The sequence below is a fragment of the Mesorhizobium sp. LSHC420B00 genome, from assembly GCF_000503055.1.
Lineage (GTDB): Bacteria > Pseudomonadota > Alphaproteobacteria > Rhizobiales > Rhizobiaceae > Mesorhizobium.
The window spans coordinates 87,808-105,392 of sequence record NZ_AYVY01000024.1; the positions used below are offsets into that span (position 1 = coordinate 87,808).

The following is a 17,585-nucleotide window of genomic DNA, read 5'->3' on the forward strand; positions in this document are numbered from 1 at the left end:
GGACGGTGATGCCGATGCTGCGACCATCCCCAACATCTCGCCCAATCTTAGCTTCACGACTGTAGACCGCCGCGACGAAACTGACATCTGGCTTCGAATGGAGGAACTGAACCATCAGGCTCCTCTCTCTCTCTCTCTCTCTCTCTCTCTCTCTCTCTCTCTCTCTCTCTCTCTCTCTCTCCGTTGCCGAACAGATGCGGACTGCTTCAGGCTATGTTAGAGTAGCTGAAAGATACATTTGCGCCGTTCTGAGTGTTTTCTCGATATCGCAACACAAGACTGATAATTGCGGAGCTAGATGCTTATTATTTTTGTCGATGAACCCGAGAAATTCCTCGTCGTACATGCTCACGTAATTGAGCTTTCTGACTGCTGCGGCCGATAGCACCGGGATTGACGACAGATCCACTATGGTGCGCGGCTGCAACCGCAGTAGTGCCTCCCCGAGAATGGCTTGATATTCATCATTGACATCGGCGGTTGCGATCACAACGATCGACCGAGGTTCACGAACGGACCCAATCTCCGCCGGGCGCATGAGCGAAACTTCTATGTCGGTCCAGGGGCGAAGACGTTTGCGAAGGTTCTTAGGGTTCCGCGTTACGATTACCGCTGAACGGAATCGCTCTCCCACACCACTCCTGATCAACTCGCGACCCAACATACCCGCCCCGATCATGTAAAGGCGGTCGGGTAGCTCTCCATTCTGAAACCGATCTGCTATGATGTCTCGGACGATCTGATCGTAATTGAACGGTGCAATAAACCCCTGCCGGTCTCGCGAGGCGCGACCTATATCAATTGCCAGTCGTGCAATCTGGAAAATCGGAAGGTTTGGGTCAAGAAGTTCGATAGCTTTCGCGAGTTGATCGCTGATGTAATTCTCGCCGAAGATCTGGGAACGAGCGCCCGACGCAATCTCAGCCAGACGCTGAGTAATAGGGACCGCACCTTCAATGTGCTCGAATGGAAGGTCAGAAAACATTGTGCTGCTATCAATATTTCTGAGCGCGGGCTCTTCGCCGTAGGCCTCAACTCGTAAGCAGGTCGTGACAAGTAGAACGCCGTTTCGCGCAAAGTCTGTTGCAAGTGGTTTGATCTTCGCTGAATGCTGCGCCATTGCCAGAGGCGAAGTCATTTGGTGATCAACATAGAAGCCAAGAAGTCTACTCATTGTTCCCTCCTGAAGTTAATAGAAGCTCAATTAATTACTGACACGGAACGCTCTCAAGTCATCGAACTTCTCCGAGCCTTCCTTTGACGCGAGATGCGGGGCAGGTGTCCTGCGCCGCTGCAATCAGGAGCAGGCTGGCGGGTCAGTTTTTGGTAGCAGCCGATGATGAGGATCTTTTGCCGGAGGTCGAGAGGACGGCGAGCATTGTGGTGGACTTGCCCTACCTCCTCCCGTAAAAGGTGGGTCTGGTGCAACCCTGACATATTGTGTCCCTTTGGTCCTTTGAGCGACGTCATATCGGTTGGCGGCTCTTCCGGTGACGAAGCAGCAAAAGTCGCGCCACTTGCGCATAAGGGGTGCAGCAGGACTGCCTTGCCCATTATTCAAGTGCTTTAACGAGAGTACGGCAGGGCCCTTGTTGGGCACCACCATGTCGCGGACCCGACAAAACCCGACGGCACTTTCGTGGTTTACCTAAATCGGCTCCAAGACCGGAGCGACCCGTTAGTGGATGGCCGGCGCTCGCCATCGGCCTTCGTCGGACATGACCTGAGACCCTATATCCTCCAATTTGAGGGAGAGTCCTGGGTTGCATGCTCCGATACCATTATCTGGACCGCCGGAAGGTAGAGTTTCCCGGCTTTCTCACGATGGCGGGCTGGCGGCGCCGTCGTGATTGAGAACGAGATCGGGGCCTTGTGCCCGATCGCCCCATGCGGGCGCACCTCGTTGTAGTAGGAGCAAGGATCGGCCAGAAGAACGGGATTGTACGGCAGTGGGCCAGACGCGGCACGCGGCCGCGACAGCCCGACCAGCGCTACAAGAGCGCCTACCTGTTCGGCGCCATCTGCCCAGCACGACCGCCATCGGATTGTGGGTGCCGCATCTGAAGGCGCGCACCCACGCAAATTTCGCGGCGGTCGCCCTACGTGGATCACCGCCACGCCTTCGCGCTTCAGGAGCAGGTGCAGCCGACGGTAGCCGAAGCGTGTGATTTTTCATGGAATGAGGGGTCAGACTCAATCTCGCTGCAGTGACGGCTGATGTCGCGGTTTTTCCGAGGGGGAATCAGCGCGATGGAACGGAGATTTGGGTCGACGAAACTGGCGCCGGCGGGCTTCGTCGTCGAGCATGCTGAGATCGGCACGGATTGTGTATTTCTTGACGTGCGCGCTACGGCGCTTTCGGCAACGTGCCCGTGCTGTGGGACCAGTTCACTCCGGACCCAGAGCCGATATCTGCGGCAAGCCGCCGATCTGCCCATCGCCGGCCGGCGGGTTGTCTTGCGGGTGACGGTTCGCCGTTTCTGGTGCGACGCCGTTCTTTGCCGCCGGCGCATTTTTGCCGAGCGGTTTGGCGCCGATGTTTTAGCCCCGTTATCGCGAAGGACCGGACGTCTTGAGACGATCGTTCATCACTTGGGGCTCGCGCTTGGCGGCAGGCCGGCTGCGGCCTTTGCCGATCGCCTGATGATGCCGGTGAGCAATGATACCCTGTTGCGTGTCGTGCGCCGCAGGACTGAACAGCCGCGCGATAAGCTCGCTATCATCGGCATCGACGACTTCGCGTTCCGGCGCGGCCAACGATACGGGACGATTGTCTGCGATCTTGAGCGCCGCAGGCCAGTGACATTGCTGCCTGATCGCGAACAGGCGACATCGCAGGCTTGGCTGGCGAACCATCCTTTCATTGGACTGTCGCTCGCGATCGGGGTGGCGGATATGGCGAGGCGATCGCCAAGGCCTTGCCTCATGCCGCTCAGGTGGCCGACCGCTGGCATCTGATGGAAAACGCCAGCCGCGCTTTCCTTGATGCAGTCAGCAAATCCATGCGGCATATCCGAAAGACCGTCGGCAGCACCATCATCGATCCAAAGCTTCTCAGCGGCTGCAATATGAAGGATATCTGCGTCGCCAGGAGACAAACGAGGCCATTCTGGAATTGTCGAAGCAGGGTGTGCCGATCAAGCAGATCGTCAAGCGTACCGGACATAGCCGCAAGCTCGTCCGCTGCGTCCTGCGCGGTCAGCGCTCCGATATGTTCCGCGTCCGGCAGAGTTCGCTCGAGGAATGGCTTCCCTGGCTTGACGGCCGCTGGGACCAAGGCGCGCGTAATGCTTCGGCGCTCTGGCGCGAAATGCGTAAGAAAGGCTTTCGTGGCCAGATCGGCGTCGTCTCTGAATGGGCGCGGCGCAGACGCCTTGCTGAAAGGGCCGATCAAAGCGCACTTCCCCGCACGCCTTCGGCACGAAGCATCGCCAGGCTCATGACGCTGGCGCGTGACGACCTGTCCAAATCGGACGCTGTACTGATCGCGGCAATCGAGAGCAATGTTCCTGACCTCGTCATCGCGCGAACGCTAATCGACGACTTTCAGCAGATGATCCGATCAAAGGGGGTCGCAGAACTGGACGCTTGACTCGAGGGCGCAAAGGCAAGCCTTGTCAGCTCTTTTGCAAACGGGGTAGAAAAGGACATCGCCGCAGTCCGCAACGCCATTATCTCTCCGTGGTCGAATGGCCAGACCGAAGGCCAGATCACCAAGCTCAAACTCATCAAGCGGCAAATGTACGGCCGCGCTAAGATTGATCTGCTCCAGGCGCGCCTCGTCGGTGCAACTTAGGCGGTCGCCGCAGCGAGAGTGCGTCAGAGCCCCTTTTACGCGAAAATGCGGGGTCCGGATTCCACGGTCATTGACACCGAAGCGCCGGCGTTCGGCGGCCAGATCCCGCAGCCGCTTGCGCAAACCGGCATCATCCGGTCGGGACGGACGGTAGCGGTAGACCCGCGGCTCCATGCCGACGAGCCCGCAGGCGCGACGCTGCGAATAGCCCTTGTTCTCGATCGCCCAAGTCACGGCGGTCCTCCTCGACCCGGGCGTTAGAAGTTTTTTCCGAGCATCTCGCGCAAGGTCGAGACGTCGAGCATGGCATCGGCCAGCAGACGGTTCAGCTTGCCGTTCTCCTCCTCAAGGCTCTTCAGCCGCTTCGCCTCCGACACATCCATGCCGCCATACTTCGAGCGCCACTTATAGGAGGTCGCGTCGCTCACACCGTATTTGCGGCACAGGTCCGTCGCCGAAAGCCCAGCCTGGTGTTCCTTCAAAATGCCGATGATCGTCAGAAAATCTCGATCGCTTCATTGCCTGTCTCCTCATCCGAGGAACAGGCTAACCTCAAACCGAGGACATTTCAGGGGAGCACGTCACTTCGGCAGCCAAGGGATGTTACCGCGGAAAACTTTGGCGTTGCCCCCAGTTTCTATCCAGTTTTGAGTTCGTTTCCGGCGTTGGATTTGCCCTGATGGGCGGTGGAAGCTGTGGGCTGTAGGATTATCGCGACGCCAAAACGTCTATCCGGCCGATGTTGATCTGATCTTCCCGGTCGCGACCACCGGCAGGCGCCTCTAATATCACATCCCGGACCAGCCGCCGGTCTCTGCCGGGGTGATGCTGTCTGGTGAGAGATGGCACAAGATAAGCTGGCGGCGCGGCACTAAAGGTCGGCTAACATGCTTGTTTGGGGCTCGACGTGTCCGCGCTGCGGACGGTCATAAGCACCGGATGCTCGACAATCGCATGCAACCCATGCCAAGCGAAGAGGTCTGGCTCGTCGGCGAACGCCGGTCGACTGGCGAGCAAAAATACAAAAATACTATGTGTTGAACTTACCGGCCGATGCGAGCCTCAAGATGCTCACCGCCACGATCAAGGCGAGGTGCGTCTGTGAGCAGGCACATCAGCAATCGAAGGCGGAACTCGGCCTCGACCACTTCGAAGGCCGATCGAATCGGCACGCCTTGATGACCCTGATCGCCTACGCCTTGCCCGCCGCCTCAAAACAGCAGGACGGAAAAAAAGAGTCGGCGGACCACCGCAACAACCAAGCAGGCCAGCTGTTAGACAAGCCATTCTTGACCTCTTCACGCGGCCGCCACCCCGCAGATGTCCTCACTGTGAGAAGCTGCTCGCAGAGGCCGTCAAACCTAAACTGCCAAAGTGTGCTAGCCACGGCTCGGCAGATGCAATGCGTAGCGGCGAACTGGGAAACGCCGATTTCGACAAGGTACTGGCGAAAGAACGCCGAAAACGGTGTGGTGGCCCTCCCATGGCGCGCGGACATCGACAAGGGCGCAAGTGCTCGCTGAACACCTCCGAATTGGTGAGGTCTATGTTTCCATTACAGTCACGCTCTTCGGGCAATACTGCCGCGGGCTGCAAAGTGTCCACACAGTGGACTGCGATGAGTGCTACATTTTAGACTAGGGGAACCGCAGGGCAACGCCGTTCGCGCACTCAAGGGTCTCGTCGCTGCAGGGCCATTCCCAAGTGAGATTCGTTATCGCCGCCTCTCACTGCTCTTAACGATCATCGTATTCGTTCGGATCGCGGCCGAATGGATTTCGGACTTCGACCAGATTGACGGTGTGCGCAACTGCTGGGAGGTGTGAAACCCTGGGGTGGCGTCCAGCAATCTCGGAATTGTGTTCACGGCAACGGCGGCTGTACCAAGGCCGCCAAGCTGAGAGATTTGCTCCTTCACTACCAAGTCCACCGCGGGAATTCCGCTAATGCGAACTTGGTCTCCTAGGGCTTCGTCGCGGTCGTCAGGATCCAATATGCCGACCATTTCAAAACGGAGTTTTTCATCGCCCTTTGAAAATCCAACCACCGCTTGACGAAACCCGCACACCCGACCTGGCTCGATTTCGATAAATGACGTACACCGGCGGCGCGAAGTAATGATTGCTGACTTGGTTTGCTGAAGTTCGTCAACTTCAAGACCCAGGGAAACCGCGACCATGCCAGCGGTTTCTAAGAGTCCGATGTGACCAATAGTGCCATCTTCGGCTCCTCGTACAAACTCGGACTCGGTAAGTCCTGCACCAATGTGCCTCATCTCGTCCGGCCCGTATGGAGAAAAGTCGACCACGCGTCGTCCATCTACTCGGTTGATTTCCCAGCAGGGAGAGGACGCCGAGATCGGGAGAATATCCAGTATGAAACCGGGGTTAATACCAACAGCGGTAACGCGGGCACCTCCCGCCTTCGCCTGACGATCGATTTCCTCCGCCACGCCGATGTTGCATCCGAGTGGGAAGAACAGCTCTTGCGTTATAGTGACAACGTTGATGCCTCTTGCAGCCAACGATGCTACGATAGGATATGCCTCGGCTGCGAAAGCAGTAGTCGCGTGCAGAGCAACATCTGCCTTCATTTGGTCCGTCGCCTCCGGAGACGATACCTGAATACCACTCAAAGCCGGTTCCTGAAGCAGGTTGCCAAGGTCTCGGCCGATTTTGTTCGGGTCGTTGTCAATCACGCCGACGATGGATACGTCGTTGCGCTTCGCGAGCAGGCCAAGCATCAACCCACCCATGGCGCCTACGCCATATTGCATAATTCTCATTTTGGTCTCTCCCAGTTATAGCGCATTTTCTGCGGAAGACGCCGTTGCTAACGAACAAACTGCTCTACGAAGCGCTCACCCAGGCCGAGCGCTTCGTAGTGGCGCGAAGCAGAAGCGAGCTTGGTGAACACGTCCTCGTACCCCAGGAGAACGCCCTGAGGATCGACGTAGACGTAGCCACCGCTTACATGGAATAACGTGATCATTTCGCTGCAATCGTCAGGCACGACGAGTGTATGAGTTTCGCCCGGCGGCTCGAAAGCATAGTCGCCGGCCGTGGCTGTCCAATTGTGTTCCAGATATCGCCATGTTCCACGAAGCACCATCGCGTGAACAGGGCCACTGTGGCGGTGCCGAGAAAGAACTCCGGATTTGGTCACTCGAAGTAGATTGACGTAATATCCTTCGCTGACGGAAAGCAGAAGCGGTCTGAACCAGATCCCGTCAGCCTGAGGGACCCAAGCATCTTGGTCGGCATCCAGATCAAGAGCTCCGGACAAGAACAGGTCAGGGCGCATGCCCCGTGGTTGTGGCATGCTGTAGGGCTGCTTTGAAAAGTCGAGCGTGCGAGTCACGGCATGCCTCCTCTTGAAACGAGGCAGTGAAGATCATCTGCCTCTGTGCCTCTCCTAGGTCGTCCAACTTAGCATGCGGTGGCTCGCTCGCTATTGAAGCGATGGCCAATCGCCCAAGCGGTCATCAGGCCGCTGGGGCTAGTTGCTTCGGGCTAAGCCGCAGCGCGGCAGCACGGCGGTGGCCCTCCAGTTTTTCGGTCGCACTCTGGCGCATAGCGGCCGGAGCCACAGCAGCAACACCGCGCTCGTCCAGCCACTGGTGAGTTACGATCTTCACATAGGAGCCCACCCAAAGACCGCCCGTGTACCGACCCGCGGCCATGGTCGGCAACGTGTGGTTCGTCCCGCAACACTTGTCTGAGTAAACAACGCTAGCCAGTTCGCCGATGAAGAGCGAGCCATAGTTTCGAACCTTCTTGGCAGTAGAATGCGGATCGCGGGTATGGATCTGCAGATGCTCCGTAGCGATGTAATCAGCGTACGCAATCATCGCGGCTTCGTCTTCAACGACAGTGATCTCGCCGTAATCTTTCCATGCGGCGCCAGCTACCTGAGCCGTCGGCAGATCTTCCAACTGCCGTTCGACTTCCTTGAGAACGTCTTCAGCAAGTTTACGATCAGTAGTCACAACGCCAACACGGGTGCGAACGTCGTGTTCGGCCTGCGCCAGCAGATCCGTTGCGATGGTGGCTGCGTTGCCGGTTTCGTCAGCAACGATGAAGATTTCGCTGGGACCTGCGAGCTGGTCGATGCCGACCTGGCCGAACACTTGGCGCTTTGCTTCGTTGACGAAAGCGTTGCCCGGACCAACGATCTTGTCGACTGCCGGAATGGTCTCAGTACCGTACGCCATCGCGGCGATTGCTTGGGCTCCGCCAACGCGAAAGATACGGTCTGCGCCGGCAAGGTGGCAGCCTGCGATCATCGCTGGATGGGCATTTGGCGGAAGGCAGGCGATGACCTGGTCGCAGCCTGCGACCTTTGCTGGCACAATGGTCATTACAGGTGCAGATAGAAGCGGGTAACGTCCGCCCGGCACATAGCAGCCGACAGTCTCGATCGGGATGACCCGGTGACCGAGGTGAACCCCCGGGAGGCTCTCGATTTCGAGCGGCAGAATGGAACCTAACTGAGCTTCCGCAAAGCGGCGGACATTGGCGATGGCAAATTCAGTGTCTTGGCGGGTCTGAGGATCGAGATCGGCAGCGGCCCGCCGCTTCTCTTCCTCTGTGACCTCGAAGTTAGTGATGTCAGACTTGTCGAAGGCAAGCGAGTAATCGCGAACTGCGGCGTCTCCACGCTCGCGGACGTTCGCAATGATGTCCCTGACAGTTTTCTCGACCGGGGCTGTATCTGAGACAGCGCCCCGACACGGGTGCTTGATCTGGGCAAATCTGCCGTTCAGTGCTTCAAGACGCGACGTCATTAAAAACCTCTTTGTGATGATGGAGTTAGCATCGTACAACACGAGCAAGCCGGCAATTGCCCGCCAACCAAGTGTTGACTATAATCACCACTCAGTCAGCCGTTAGGCTCCTGGTGGTGCCTTCGTTGTGACGGTGTGATGGTCTTCAGACCAAGTCATACAGGGAGCTGATGAATGCCGAAGATTGGGAGCAAACTGCGTGAGTTGCGTCGCCGACGCGACCTTGGGGTTAGAGAGTTGGCGGCTCGTTCGGGCATATCACATTCGACAATATCTCTCATCGAGCGAGATCGAATGAGCCCTTCGATTGATACTTTGGGTGCCGTCCTCGATGCGCTTGGTACAACGCTTACTGGTTTCTTTTCTGACCTGCAATCGATCCTCCCGTATTCACCTTTCTACGCGTCGGCAGACCTCGTTGAGATTGGAAAGGTCAATACGATTTCCTATCGGGTCATCGGGCTTGATCATCCGAACCGCCAACTACTCGTGCTGCACGAACGGTATACTCCCGGGGCGGATAGCGGGGAGGAATTCACTCATGCAGCGCAAGAAGCCGGCATGGTTCTATCTGGTATGATCGAGGTGTCCGTGGGAAATCAAAAGCGAATCCTCCAGTCCGGCGATGGCTACTATTTCGACAGCCGTTTGCCCCATCGATTTCGGAATGTTCACGACGGGCAAAGCGAAATCCTAAGTGCGATCACTCCGCCAACTTACTAAAGAGTGGCAGCACAATCGCGCGTTTCAAACATTAGCAGTGGGCTCAAGCGAAACCGGTTAAAATTTTCACCGAGAACCGCAGCTCACCGTCCATTGATGACGCTGCAACTGTAGCCCATCGAGGTGATCAATCGATCCAAGCCATAATCCGTCGAGCCGGCTCCGTAGCAAAAATGGGGATCGGCATGTCTTGAGGCGATCTTTCTGATGATACGGCGCATGGATTCGTCTGTGGCATCTACCTCTCCGAAGAACCGGACTTCCCCACCGCGATCTGCATCAGCAATGGCCATCGCGTTACGCTGCTTCGCGACTTCGATGCCGACGTAGGCCCTTACTGCAAGTGTCATTGACAATCCTCGAGCAACGAGGACTAACCCAGCCCATCCAGGTATTCCCCGACGAGCAACTTGGGTCTCGCTGCGTGGCGGACATACGGTATAACATAGATTTCTCCTCGAATTCGACGAGCTCAGATGTGTCGAAGGCCTCCGCCGAGGGTCGTAGAAGTTCTCGATATAGTCGAACACGTCCGCCCCGGCGTCATCCCTCGTCCTGTAGACCTGCGGGTTGTCCGCTCGGTCTCGACCGACGAGAAGAAGCTCTCCATCGCAGCATTGTCCCAGACGTTGCCCGAGCGGTTCATCGAACAGGTGATGCCGTAATCGGCCATGAGGTGCTGGAACTGCTCGCTGATGTATTGCGAACCCTGGACGCCCTTGTGTTTGTCAAGCGGCGATGCTTGAGGCGTTGATCTCCTCTGGCGCTGCACGATGAGAGCGAAGACCTCGCGAGCGAGAAGCGTTTGAGGGAGCGGACGGCTTCGAGCTTGGCGGCGAAGCTGGCTTCTGATCTCATGAGTTCGGGATTGCCGGCGGCTGTGAGCAGGAGCTGCGCGCAGCCGACATGGCTGATCGAGTTGCGCGCGCGATCAGGTTGGGCGCCAGTTCCTGACGATGGCAGCGATCAGGTGTCCAGATCGAGATATCGTCGTTCAGTTCGAGGTAGCGCCGGCCAAGGGACTTAAGAGTGATCCGGTAAGCTGCCTCAACGTTCCGGTATGCGGTCAAGTCGGGACGCCATGCCGCGAGCGTCCGCACCAACTGCATCCAGGTCATGATGCGCAGCTGCTCACGCACGCCTTCGGGAGCCGACAAGATGGTATTGTGGATCATCTGCACGGTGATGCGCCGTGCGGTCAACCGCCCTCTTCCGGCAGGCAAGGAGCACGCGTAGCGCCTCAATCATGCCGTCGCGGCTGGGGGCGTGACGGTGCGCTTGCCGGCGAAGGCGGCATGTGCGGCGTCTGCGCATCCACATCGTCGTTCCTCCGCGTTTACGGCGGCCCTGCTTGTCCGGGTTGTAACTTCGAGCACCTTTACGTCCGACTGGCTGCAGGAACCGCAAAGAGGCCTGTGCTGCCGGTAGACTCGACCCCGACGCGCTGCAGATCGCCGAAGGATCGCATCCAGGCGAGCATCTGCCGGTGGCCTTGGCGGGTGGTCGCGAACGAGCGCGTTCCCAGGACGCGATCCTGACTTGTCGACGACAGCCGCGACGTGGAGATCCTTGCGGGTGTCGACGCCGCGACAACGGCGGCTGTTGCCTCTACTGATGTTCATGCGCGCTCTTTGGCTCGACCGAACGGCTTCGCCAGAACCAGCTGTATGGACAGGCCAGTCACGTGACCGGATAATCAGGCCCTTCTCGGGTCACAGGCAACGGCGAAGCGAACCCTCACCGCAAGGCGTTCCCGCGCGGCCGACAGGTCGGGGAAAGACACATCGGTCGATCGGAGTGCGGGTCACAGACATGCAGGTGCGCAAGTTCGCGCTCAACACCCAGCTGTCGTATCTGCAACACGAGTCGCTGCTCGCCCGCCACTTCGGCAAGTCGCCGGACTTGCTCGGGCCAGAGGATACTCGGACCTATCAGGTTTATTTGGCCAACGAAAAGAAACTGTCGCCCGGCTCGATTCACACCACCATTGCGGCGGTGCGCTTTCTCTACAATGCAACGCTCGAAAGGGACTGGGCGCCTGAAGAGGTCCTCCCGCTTCCCAAGAAGCCGCAGAGGCTGCCGATCGTCCTCAGTCGCCAGGAAGTTCAGCGGTTCCTCGGTTGCCTCCTCGACGTCAAACACCACGCCATTCTGACCACTTGCTATGCCGCCGGCTTGCGCATCTCGGAAGCGGTGCAACTCAAGCCCACGAACATCGACAGCCAGAGAATGGTCATTCGCATCGAGCAGGGCACTGCGGCCAAAGGCGTGGCTCCCCGGCGATCGCGTCGGCCAGCCGATCACCAGGGATGCGGTGGGACAGGCCTGCTCCGGATTGTCCAAACCTTCACGCCGCACAGTTTGAGGCACGCCTTCGCTGTCCATTTGTTGGGGCCGACCTGCGGACCGTTCAACTGCTGCTCGGTCGCCGCAGCCTCGCGACCACCGCCCATTACCTGCGAATTGCCACCAACAAAGTCTGCGCCACCTCGAGCCCCTTCGAGCTCTTGCCGCGTCCGGCGCCTACCCTGCCGCCGCCCGCCAAGCGCAATACTTCTGAGCTCGCGGCCATGGCCCGCTCAGGGCCGGAAGTGGCGGACATCTTCCGCTGCTACGGCGAGGCCTATCGTGTCCAGCATGGCGGGTCGCTGTCGACCGCCTAGCGCCGCGTCATGACGGCGATTGAACGATTGAACTGTGCCGGACCGCCGCGCTCGGCGGACACGTCGAAGCATGTTATCAATGCGGTCACCGGCGCATTGCCTTCAACAGCTGCCGAGACAGGCATTGCCCCCGCTGCCAATCGCTGGTCAGGGCAATAGCTGGAGGACCGTCGCGCCGAACTTCCGACACGCAATACTTTCAATCGTCTCCACGCTGCCGGAGCCCATTGCCGCCGTCCAAGGCTCTCGTCTACGGCCTGCTCTTCCGCGCCGCCGCTGAGACCTTGCCCACGATCGGCACCGATCCCAGCACTCATTGTCTCGCGACGGCCGTCGATCGATCGCCTGCAAGCCCGGCAACTAAGCACGCACAACAAAATACAAGATCCGCGCCTGGCTCGACCGCCACCCGCGCTGGAGCTTTCATTTCATTCCAACATCCTGCTCCTGGCTCATCGCCGTCGAGGCTTCTTGCCATACTCACGCCGCGCAGGCTCAATCATGGCTCTTCCATTCGGTTATCGATCTTCACATGCGATCAACCGCTTCATCCGCGAATACAATGCCGACCCGCAACTTTTCATCTGGAAAGCCGCGCCAGCGTATATCTTAAAAAGCGATGACTGCCTTCGGGGCATTATATTGGACCATCAAATCCATGCGACGCATACTTCCGGGCTACCACATCCTTTGAATCCGCCAGCCCATAACGGTGTGGCCCAACTCGAGAGGTCATGCGCGGAAACAGAATGGTGTCGCCAATTTCAAACGAGGGAAGGGAGAGGTTTTCCATGCCAGGAACTGCGATGGGCGACGCCTACTAAGGGAAGAAGCCATGGTGGAGCGCAGATCAGCATGATAAAAGAACTGCATTTCGACGTTGCCGAGTTCGATGCTCGATTGGCAGCGGTAAAAAATGAAATGTCGAAGAGGGGGATCGATATACTCCTTCTTTCGGAGCCGCCTAACCAAAATTATCTCACCGGGTACAATGCGTATTCATACTATACGCCCCAAATGGTGGTTGTCGCAGTTGATCGCAAAGAACCGATATGGATTGGTCGCTTAATAGACCATGTTTCGGCAACAATGACCACCTATCTGACCGAAGAGAGCATCAGAGGTTATCCCGACACGTATGTTCAATCGACAATCCTTTCAGCATACGACTTTATGGCCGGTATTGTGAAGGAAGTTGGCGGTGAAAAGGCGCGGATTGGCGTTGAGATGGGAGGATATTACTATTCTGCGCGAGCTCACGCCGATCTTACTCGAGCGTTGCCATTTGCCGAATTCGTCGATGCCGACCTGCTAGTCGGATGGATCCGACTCGTAAAGAGCCACTCTGAAATCTCAATCATGCGCCAAGCTGGCCAACTTGCAGATGCGGCGATGCAACGTGTGATCGACACCGTGGAAGCCGGCGTGCGTGAATGCGATATCGCTGCGGCGATCTATCACCAACAAGTGTCTGGCACGCCCGATTTTGGGGGTGACTATCCCTGCTGCCCTCCCGATCTGTGCATTGGGGACCGTTCGATAGCTCCTCACGCTGCCTGGACCGACGAGCCGGTTCAAGATTCCACTATAGTAAATCTTGAACTGTCGGGATGCCGGCACCGATATCAAGTCAACCTGGCTCGTACGATTGCCGTAGGTAAACCGTCAACAGCTTTCCATGATCTCTCGGAAATTGCTGTCGAAGCTCTGAACATCGGCCTGGAAAGTATTCGTCCTGGCCGAAGGTGTTCAGAGGTATACAGCGCATTTAGTCTAGCACTCGCTCGTCATCGGATCGAAAAGAATTCCCGAATCGGATATCCGACTGGTATCGGGTTTCCGCCGGCATCAGGAGAACGTACCGCCAGCATTCGCAAAGGAGATGAGACTGTTCTTCAGCCGGGGATGGTTTTTCACCTGATGCCAGGCTTATGGCTCGATGATGTCGGAATCACTATCACTCAGAGCTTCGCCGTTACCGATCGCGGCTTTGAGGCTTTAACGATGACGCCACGCAGGCTATTCGTCAAATAATTGGATTATAGACTGTGCCGGCATTGCCCGGCTTCTTCAAGCTCTTGACACATTTTGAGCATAGAGCGGCCCAACGCGATCTATCCTGGCCACACTAAGGGGGATAGACTTTGCACTAGATATATTTTGATATAAAATGTGGATCTTGCTTGGAGGCTAGGCAGTCGTAGCGACGTTTTATCTACCTCTAGGACAAATCGTCTTAGCGGTTCCGGGAGAATGACCATGCAATTAGATGCAATCGTTCAAGACCTTCTCGGTCGCCAGGACGAGATTGTGGATAGGCTTTGCGCTTTCTTGCGCATGCCGAGCGTCAGCACAGACCCGGCTTTCCCTGAAGGGATGCGTGACGCGCAAACGTTTCTATTAGACTGGCTGAAGCACATGGGCTTGATCGATGTCCAGCTTCTCGACGGCGGCGGCCATCCCGCTGTTTATGCAGCTTGGAACGGAGCTCCTAGCAAGCCGACCATCCTCATTTATGGCCATTACGATGTGATGCCTCCGGATCCCCTGGATGAGTGGGTTTCCCCACCGTTCGAACCCACGATCCGTGACGGCAAGCTTTATGCGCGTGGAGCTTCGGACGTAAAGGGCCCCACAATCATTGCGCTGTATGCCGTCGAAGCCTTTTTGCGCTTGCGTGGCAACTGTCCGGTGAACATAAAGATTTTTCTTGAAGGCGAAGAGGAGAGTGGGAGCGCAAGCCTCTGCGAGATCGTCCGACGACACGGCCCATTGCTTGCCGCCGATGGGATGATTTCGGCAGATGGAGGACGGTTGAGCCCGGCGTTCCCCACGATCAATGTGGGCTGCCGCGGCGTAGTTGAAATCGAATGCTCAATCCGCACCGCTGACAAAGATTTGCATTCCGGTCGGTACGGCGGCGCGATCCGGAACGCCGCACATGAGATGGCGAGGATCATCGCTTCGTTACACCACGAAGATGGCGCAATCGCGATACCGGGATTGTTACCGGCCCCACCTTCCGTCTCTGTAGACGCACGAGCTGAGACGGCCAGATTTCCCTTCGATGACGCCGCCTTCGTTAAGGACGTTGGAGGGCGCGCCCACGGAGAACATGGCTTTTCGATACGTGAGCAGCTGACGCTTCGACCGGCCTTGGACGTAAACGGAATTTGGGGAGGTTACACCGGGTTAGGCAGCAAGACAGTGATCCCAAGTACTGCCCACGCTAAGCTGTCGGTGAGAACGGTACCCGGACAGGACCCTATCCAAGTATCAAGCGCGCTTAAGATTCATCTCCGTGCTGTTTGCCCCCCCGATGTCGAGCTCGCTATCGCAGACTTAGTAGCTGGGAGCCGCGCCTTCAACTTGCCTACCGGGCACCCCCTCGTGCTTGCGGCCAAAAAAGTTTTATCCGAGGCGACCGGCCAAGAGCCGGTGTTTGTGCGGCTGGGCTCGTCCATTCCTATCACCGCGATGTTCCAAGAAATGCTGGGTGTTCACACGCTGATGTTCGGCTTCGCCCTTCCCGATGAGGATATTCATGCGCCCAACGAATTCTTCCGGTTGGCCTCATTGGCGGAAGGACTTTCCGCGTGGTCAAGGTTGCTCGAGCTCATTGGTGAACACACCGCTCATGAGTTTCGATCGATGGCCACGGCGGCCGAGAAGGCGCTAGTGTGAGTGCGAGCGCACGTTCAGAGCCTTGGTTCAGGGCCGTTGCCTTCCTGAAAATTTGTTGGAGCACTATGGCCTGCTGCCGGTTTCTCGGACACGCAGTTAAGCTCTAACATAGCTTTCTCCTCGAATTCGACGGGCTCACATGTGTCGAGTGCCTCCGCCGAGCGTCGTAGAAGCTCTCGATATAGTCGAACACGTCCGCCCTGGCGTCATCCCTCGTCGTGTAGACCTTGCGGGCTGTCCGCTCGGTCTTGACCGACGAGAAAAAGCTCTCCATCGCGGCATCCTCCCAGACGTTGCCCCATCGGCTCATTGCGCATTTCGCTGATTGTGAGCAGGCATTTCACGCGATGGTGATCCCTCATTTCATTTGATCGTGAGCAGCTATTTCACGCATCATGAGCGGCCGCTTCGACCGACCTGTTTTTGATTCAGGTGTTTGCGGCTTTCGCATGCTTTCTCCGGTGAGTTGAAGGCGGTGAGCGTCCACATGGAGGATTAGGTGTCAAGTCGATTTAAGCATAGAACCAAAGTCGATCTCCCCCTCATTACATGCGGTTCTACGGTTCCAAGCTTGGGCCCAAACTACATGACACGGCTCGCTTTGCCGAGCCTGATCCAACTCACATTCGGTCGCCGTTTATTCCGGTCGCACCAATATCCCGCGCTCGGCGGGCTGAGCCCAGGATGACGAGACCATTCTGTGAAACGGCATTTTTGCCAAACGCTCACTTGGTCGTCACCTGGATCCGCCGGGGTTCATGAGGCCCCGGTAGATTTCAGAAAGATGAAGTGGTGGACGTGTTATGCGTTTTTCATAGCGGCTCAAAGGGTGTTGGCGAATTCCGCACGGAAGTCCTTTGATCTCAAGCAGCATCGTGACCGGCGCAAGGCAAGATCGCGCAGTTCCCGTTTGTGCGCGAACTCGATGGCTTCGACTTCGACGCGCAGCCGTCGCTGGATCAGCGCCAAATCCGGGAACTGGCGACCTGCCGCTGGATGCTCATGGCGACACGGTCCTGTTCCTTGGACCTCCGGGTACGGGCAAGACACATCTGGCGGTGGCTCTCGGGCGCGAGGCGATCCGGCAGAACCATAGCGTCCAGTTCGTCACCGCCGCCACGCTCGTGGCGATGCTGGCCAAGGCCCATGACGACGGTTGCCTCGAAAAGCAGCTGACGACCCTGTCGCGGCCGAAACTGTTGATCATCGACGAGCTCGGCTATCTCCCGTTCGAAGCCAATGCCGCGCATCTGTTCTTCCAGCTGGTGTCGCGGCGTTATGAGCGGGGATCGATCCTGATCACCTCCAATCGCTCGGTGGGCGAATGGGGCAGCGTGTTTGGCGATCCCATGGTGGCAACCGCGATCCTTGATCGCCTGCTTCATCATTCGGCAGTGATCACCATCCGCGGTGACAGCTACTGGCCTCGCGAGAAGCGTCGTTCCGACCTATTGCAGAAGGCCGGAACGACGCTCGAGACCAACGAAACTGCAAAACAATGAGGGGGTCAGTTCTTCGTTTCGCCCAGGGGGTCAAATCCTCACTTCGCTTGACACTACGAGAAGGGCGCAATGATTCTCACCTCAAATCGCGGCTTCGCCGAATGGGGCGAGGTCTTCGGCGATCCTGTCGTCGCAACCGCACTTCTCGATCGCCTGCTTCACCATGCGGTCGTCGTCCAGATCGAAGGATCGAGTTATCGGCTCCGCCAGCACGCCGAGCTCATGCCCGAACACTTGCGATCAAAAGCCTCCATCACGCCGCCGACATTAAATCCACCATCGCGGCCGCGCGGCCGGCCACCGAAAAATGGACACCCCTCCGCGACAGTCTGAGCGGCGAAACTGGGGAATTTTACTTCGGTGCGGATTCCGACGTGAAGCCGGCCGCCATTCCGATCAAAGACCGGCCACCATTCCGATTTGAAGCCGGC

Annotated in this window: 8 protein-coding genes and 11 pseudogenes; 10 read left to right on the forward strand and 9 right to left on the reverse strand. The window is 57.6% G+C overall.

The annotated features are described in order from the left end of the window. Positions 1-211: 211 nt before the first annotated feature. A complete protein-coding gene (locus tag X760_RS66025) occupies positions 212-1,174 on the reverse strand; it encodes a hypothetical protein (protein ID WP_023721481.1) in 963 nt (320 codons plus the stop codon). 740 nt (positions 1,175-1,914) lie between these two features. On the opposite strand from X760_RS66025, the pseudogene X760_RS76605 reads away from it, so the two are divergent. Then, positions 1,915-2,034 (forward strand): annotated as a pseudogene (locus X760_RS76605) (IS630 family transposase); the annotation flags it as partial. Between the two features lie 216 nt (positions 2,035-2,250). Next, a pseudogene (locus tag X760_RS75225) lies at positions 2,251-3,796 on the forward strand (ISL3 family transposase). Between the two features lie 75 nt (positions 3,797-3,871). Here the strand turns inward: X760_RS75225 and X760_RS75230 are convergent. After that, positions 3,872-4,315 (reverse strand): annotated as a pseudogene (locus tag X760_RS75230) (transposase); the annotation flags it as partial. A 548-nt stretch (positions 4,316-4,863) separates the two neighbouring features. Here X760_RS75230 and X760_RS77340 point away from each other — a divergent pair. Beyond that, positions 4,864-5,319: a hypothetical protein gene (locus tag X760_RS77340; RefSeq protein ID WP_198030536.1), complete on the forward strand. Its 456-nt coding sequence runs from the start codon at positions 4,864-4,866 to the stop codon at positions 5,317-5,319. A gap of 191 nt (positions 5,320-5,510) precedes the next feature. On the opposite strand, the gene X760_RS66050 is transcribed toward X760_RS77340, so the two are convergent. The 3 genes from X760_RS66050 to hisD all read right to left on the reverse strand — a co-directional run bounded on the left by X760_RS66050 (position 5,511) and on the right by hisD (position 8,582). After that, entirely contained in the window at positions 5,511-6,581 is a 1,071-nt protein-coding gene (locus tag X760_RS66050) for a hypothetical protein (protein WP_023721485.1), read from the reverse strand. Positions 6,582-6,628: 47 nt separating this feature from the next. Then, complete coding sequence (locus X760_RS75235; protein WP_084642920.1) at positions 6,629-7,099, reverse strand: 2,4'-dihydroxyacetophenone dioxygenase family protein; 471 nt, start codon at positions 7,097-7,099, stop codon at positions 6,629-6,631. Positions 7,100-7,280: 181 nt separating this feature from the next. Continuing rightward, positions 7,281-8,582 (reverse strand): histidinol dehydrogenase, encoded by a 1,302-nt coding sequence (gene hisD, locus X760_RS66055; RefSeq protein ID WP_023721487.1) that lies wholly within the window; start codon positions 8,580-8,582, stop codon positions 7,281-7,283. A gap of 174 nt (positions 8,583-8,756) precedes the next feature. On the opposite strand from hisD, the gene X760_RS66060 reads away from it, so the two are divergent. Beyond that, entirely contained in the window at positions 8,757-9,305 is a 549-nt protein-coding gene (locus X760_RS66060) for a cupin domain-containing protein (protein WP_023721488.1), read from the forward strand. Positions 9,306-9,400: 95 nt separating this feature from the next. Here X760_RS66060 and X760_RS77345 read toward each other — a convergent pair. From X760_RS77345 to X760_RS78190, 3 pseudogenes are all read right to left on the reverse strand, one after another. Continuing rightward, positions 9,401-9,655 (reverse strand): annotated as a pseudogene (locus X760_RS77345) (IS110 family transposase); the annotation flags it as partial. Between the two features lie 129 nt (positions 9,656-9,784). Beyond that, positions 9,785-10,017: pseudogene (locus X760_RS75240) on the reverse strand (IS3 family transposase); the annotation flags it as partial. 122 nt (positions 10,018-10,139) lie between these two features. Then, positions 10,140-10,927, reverse strand: a pseudogene (locus X760_RS78190) (transposase); the annotation flags it as partial. 190 nt (positions 10,928-11,117) lie between these two features. On the opposite strand from X760_RS78190, the pseudogene X760_RS66075 reads away from it, so the two are divergent. From X760_RS66075 to X760_RS66085, 4 genes and pseudogenes are all read left to right on the forward strand, one after another. After that, positions 11,118-11,851, forward strand: a pseudogene (locus X760_RS66075) (site-specific integrase); the annotation flags it as partial. Positions 11,852-12,003: 152 nt separating this feature from the next. Next, a pseudogene (locus tag X760_RS78195) lies at positions 12,004-12,111 on the forward strand (transposase zinc-binding domain-containing protein); the annotation flags it as partial. Between the two features lie 712 nt (positions 12,112-12,823). Continuing rightward, complete coding sequence (locus X760_RS66080; protein ID WP_031194682.1) at positions 12,824-14,002, forward strand: Xaa-Pro peptidase family protein; 1,179 nt, start codon at positions 12,824-12,826, stop codon at positions 14,000-14,002. Between the two features lie 225 nt (positions 14,003-14,227). Further along, on the forward strand, positions 14,228-15,652 hold the full coding sequence (locus tag X760_RS66085; protein ID WP_023721494.1) for a M20/M25/M40 family metallo-hydrolase: 1,425 nt from the start codon (positions 14,228-14,230) through the stop codon (positions 15,650-15,652). A 142-nt stretch (positions 15,653-15,794) separates the two neighbouring features. Here the strand turns inward: X760_RS66085 and X760_RS0139180 are convergent. Further along, positions 15,795-15,968, reverse strand: a pseudogene (locus X760_RS0139180) (IS3 family transposase); the annotation flags it as partial. A 575-nt stretch (positions 15,969-16,543) separates the two neighbouring features. Between X760_RS0139180 and istB the strand changes: the two are divergent. Together istB and X760_RS75250 are read left to right on the forward strand one after the other, a co-directional pair. Then, positions 16,544-17,154: pseudogene (gene istB, locus X760_RS66090) on the forward strand (IS21-like element helper ATPase IstB); the annotation flags it as partial. A gap of 54 nt (positions 17,155-17,208) precedes the next feature. Continuing rightward, a pseudogene (locus X760_RS75250) lies at positions 17,209-17,487 on the forward strand (ATP-binding protein); the annotation flags it as partial. Positions 17,488-17,585 lie beyond the last annotated feature (98 nt).

Coding starts and splice junctions, on each gene's coding strand:
- X760_RS66025 (WP_023721481.1), bottom strand. CDS start 1,174: ATGAGTAGACTTCTTGGCTTCTATGTTGATCACCAAATGACTTCGCCT.
- X760_RS77340 (WP_198030536.1), top strand. CDS start 4,864: ATGCTCACCGCCACGATCAAGGCGAGGTGCGTCTGTGAGCAGGCACAT.
- X760_RS66050 (WP_023721485.1), bottom strand. CDS start 6,581: ATGAGAATTATGCAATATGGCGTAGGCGCCATGGGTGGGTTGATGCTT.
- X760_RS75235 (WP_084642920.1), bottom strand. CDS start 7,099: ATGCGCCCTGACCTGTTCTTGTCCGGAGCTCTTGATCTGGATGCCGAC.
- hisD (WP_023721487.1), bottom strand. CDS start 8,582: ATGACGTCGCGTCTTGAAGCACTGAACGGCAGATTTGCCCAGATCAAG.
- X760_RS66060 (WP_023721488.1), top strand. CDS start 8,757: ATGCCGAAGATTGGGAGCAAACTGCGTGAGTTGCGTCGCCGACGCGAC.
- X760_RS66080 (WP_031194682.1), top strand. CDS start 12,824: ATGATAAAAGAACTGCATTTCGACGTTGCCGAGTTCGATGCTCGATTG.
- X760_RS66085 (WP_023721494.1), top strand. CDS start 14,228: ATGCAATTAGATGCAATCGTTCAAGACCTTCTCGGTCGCCAGGACGAG.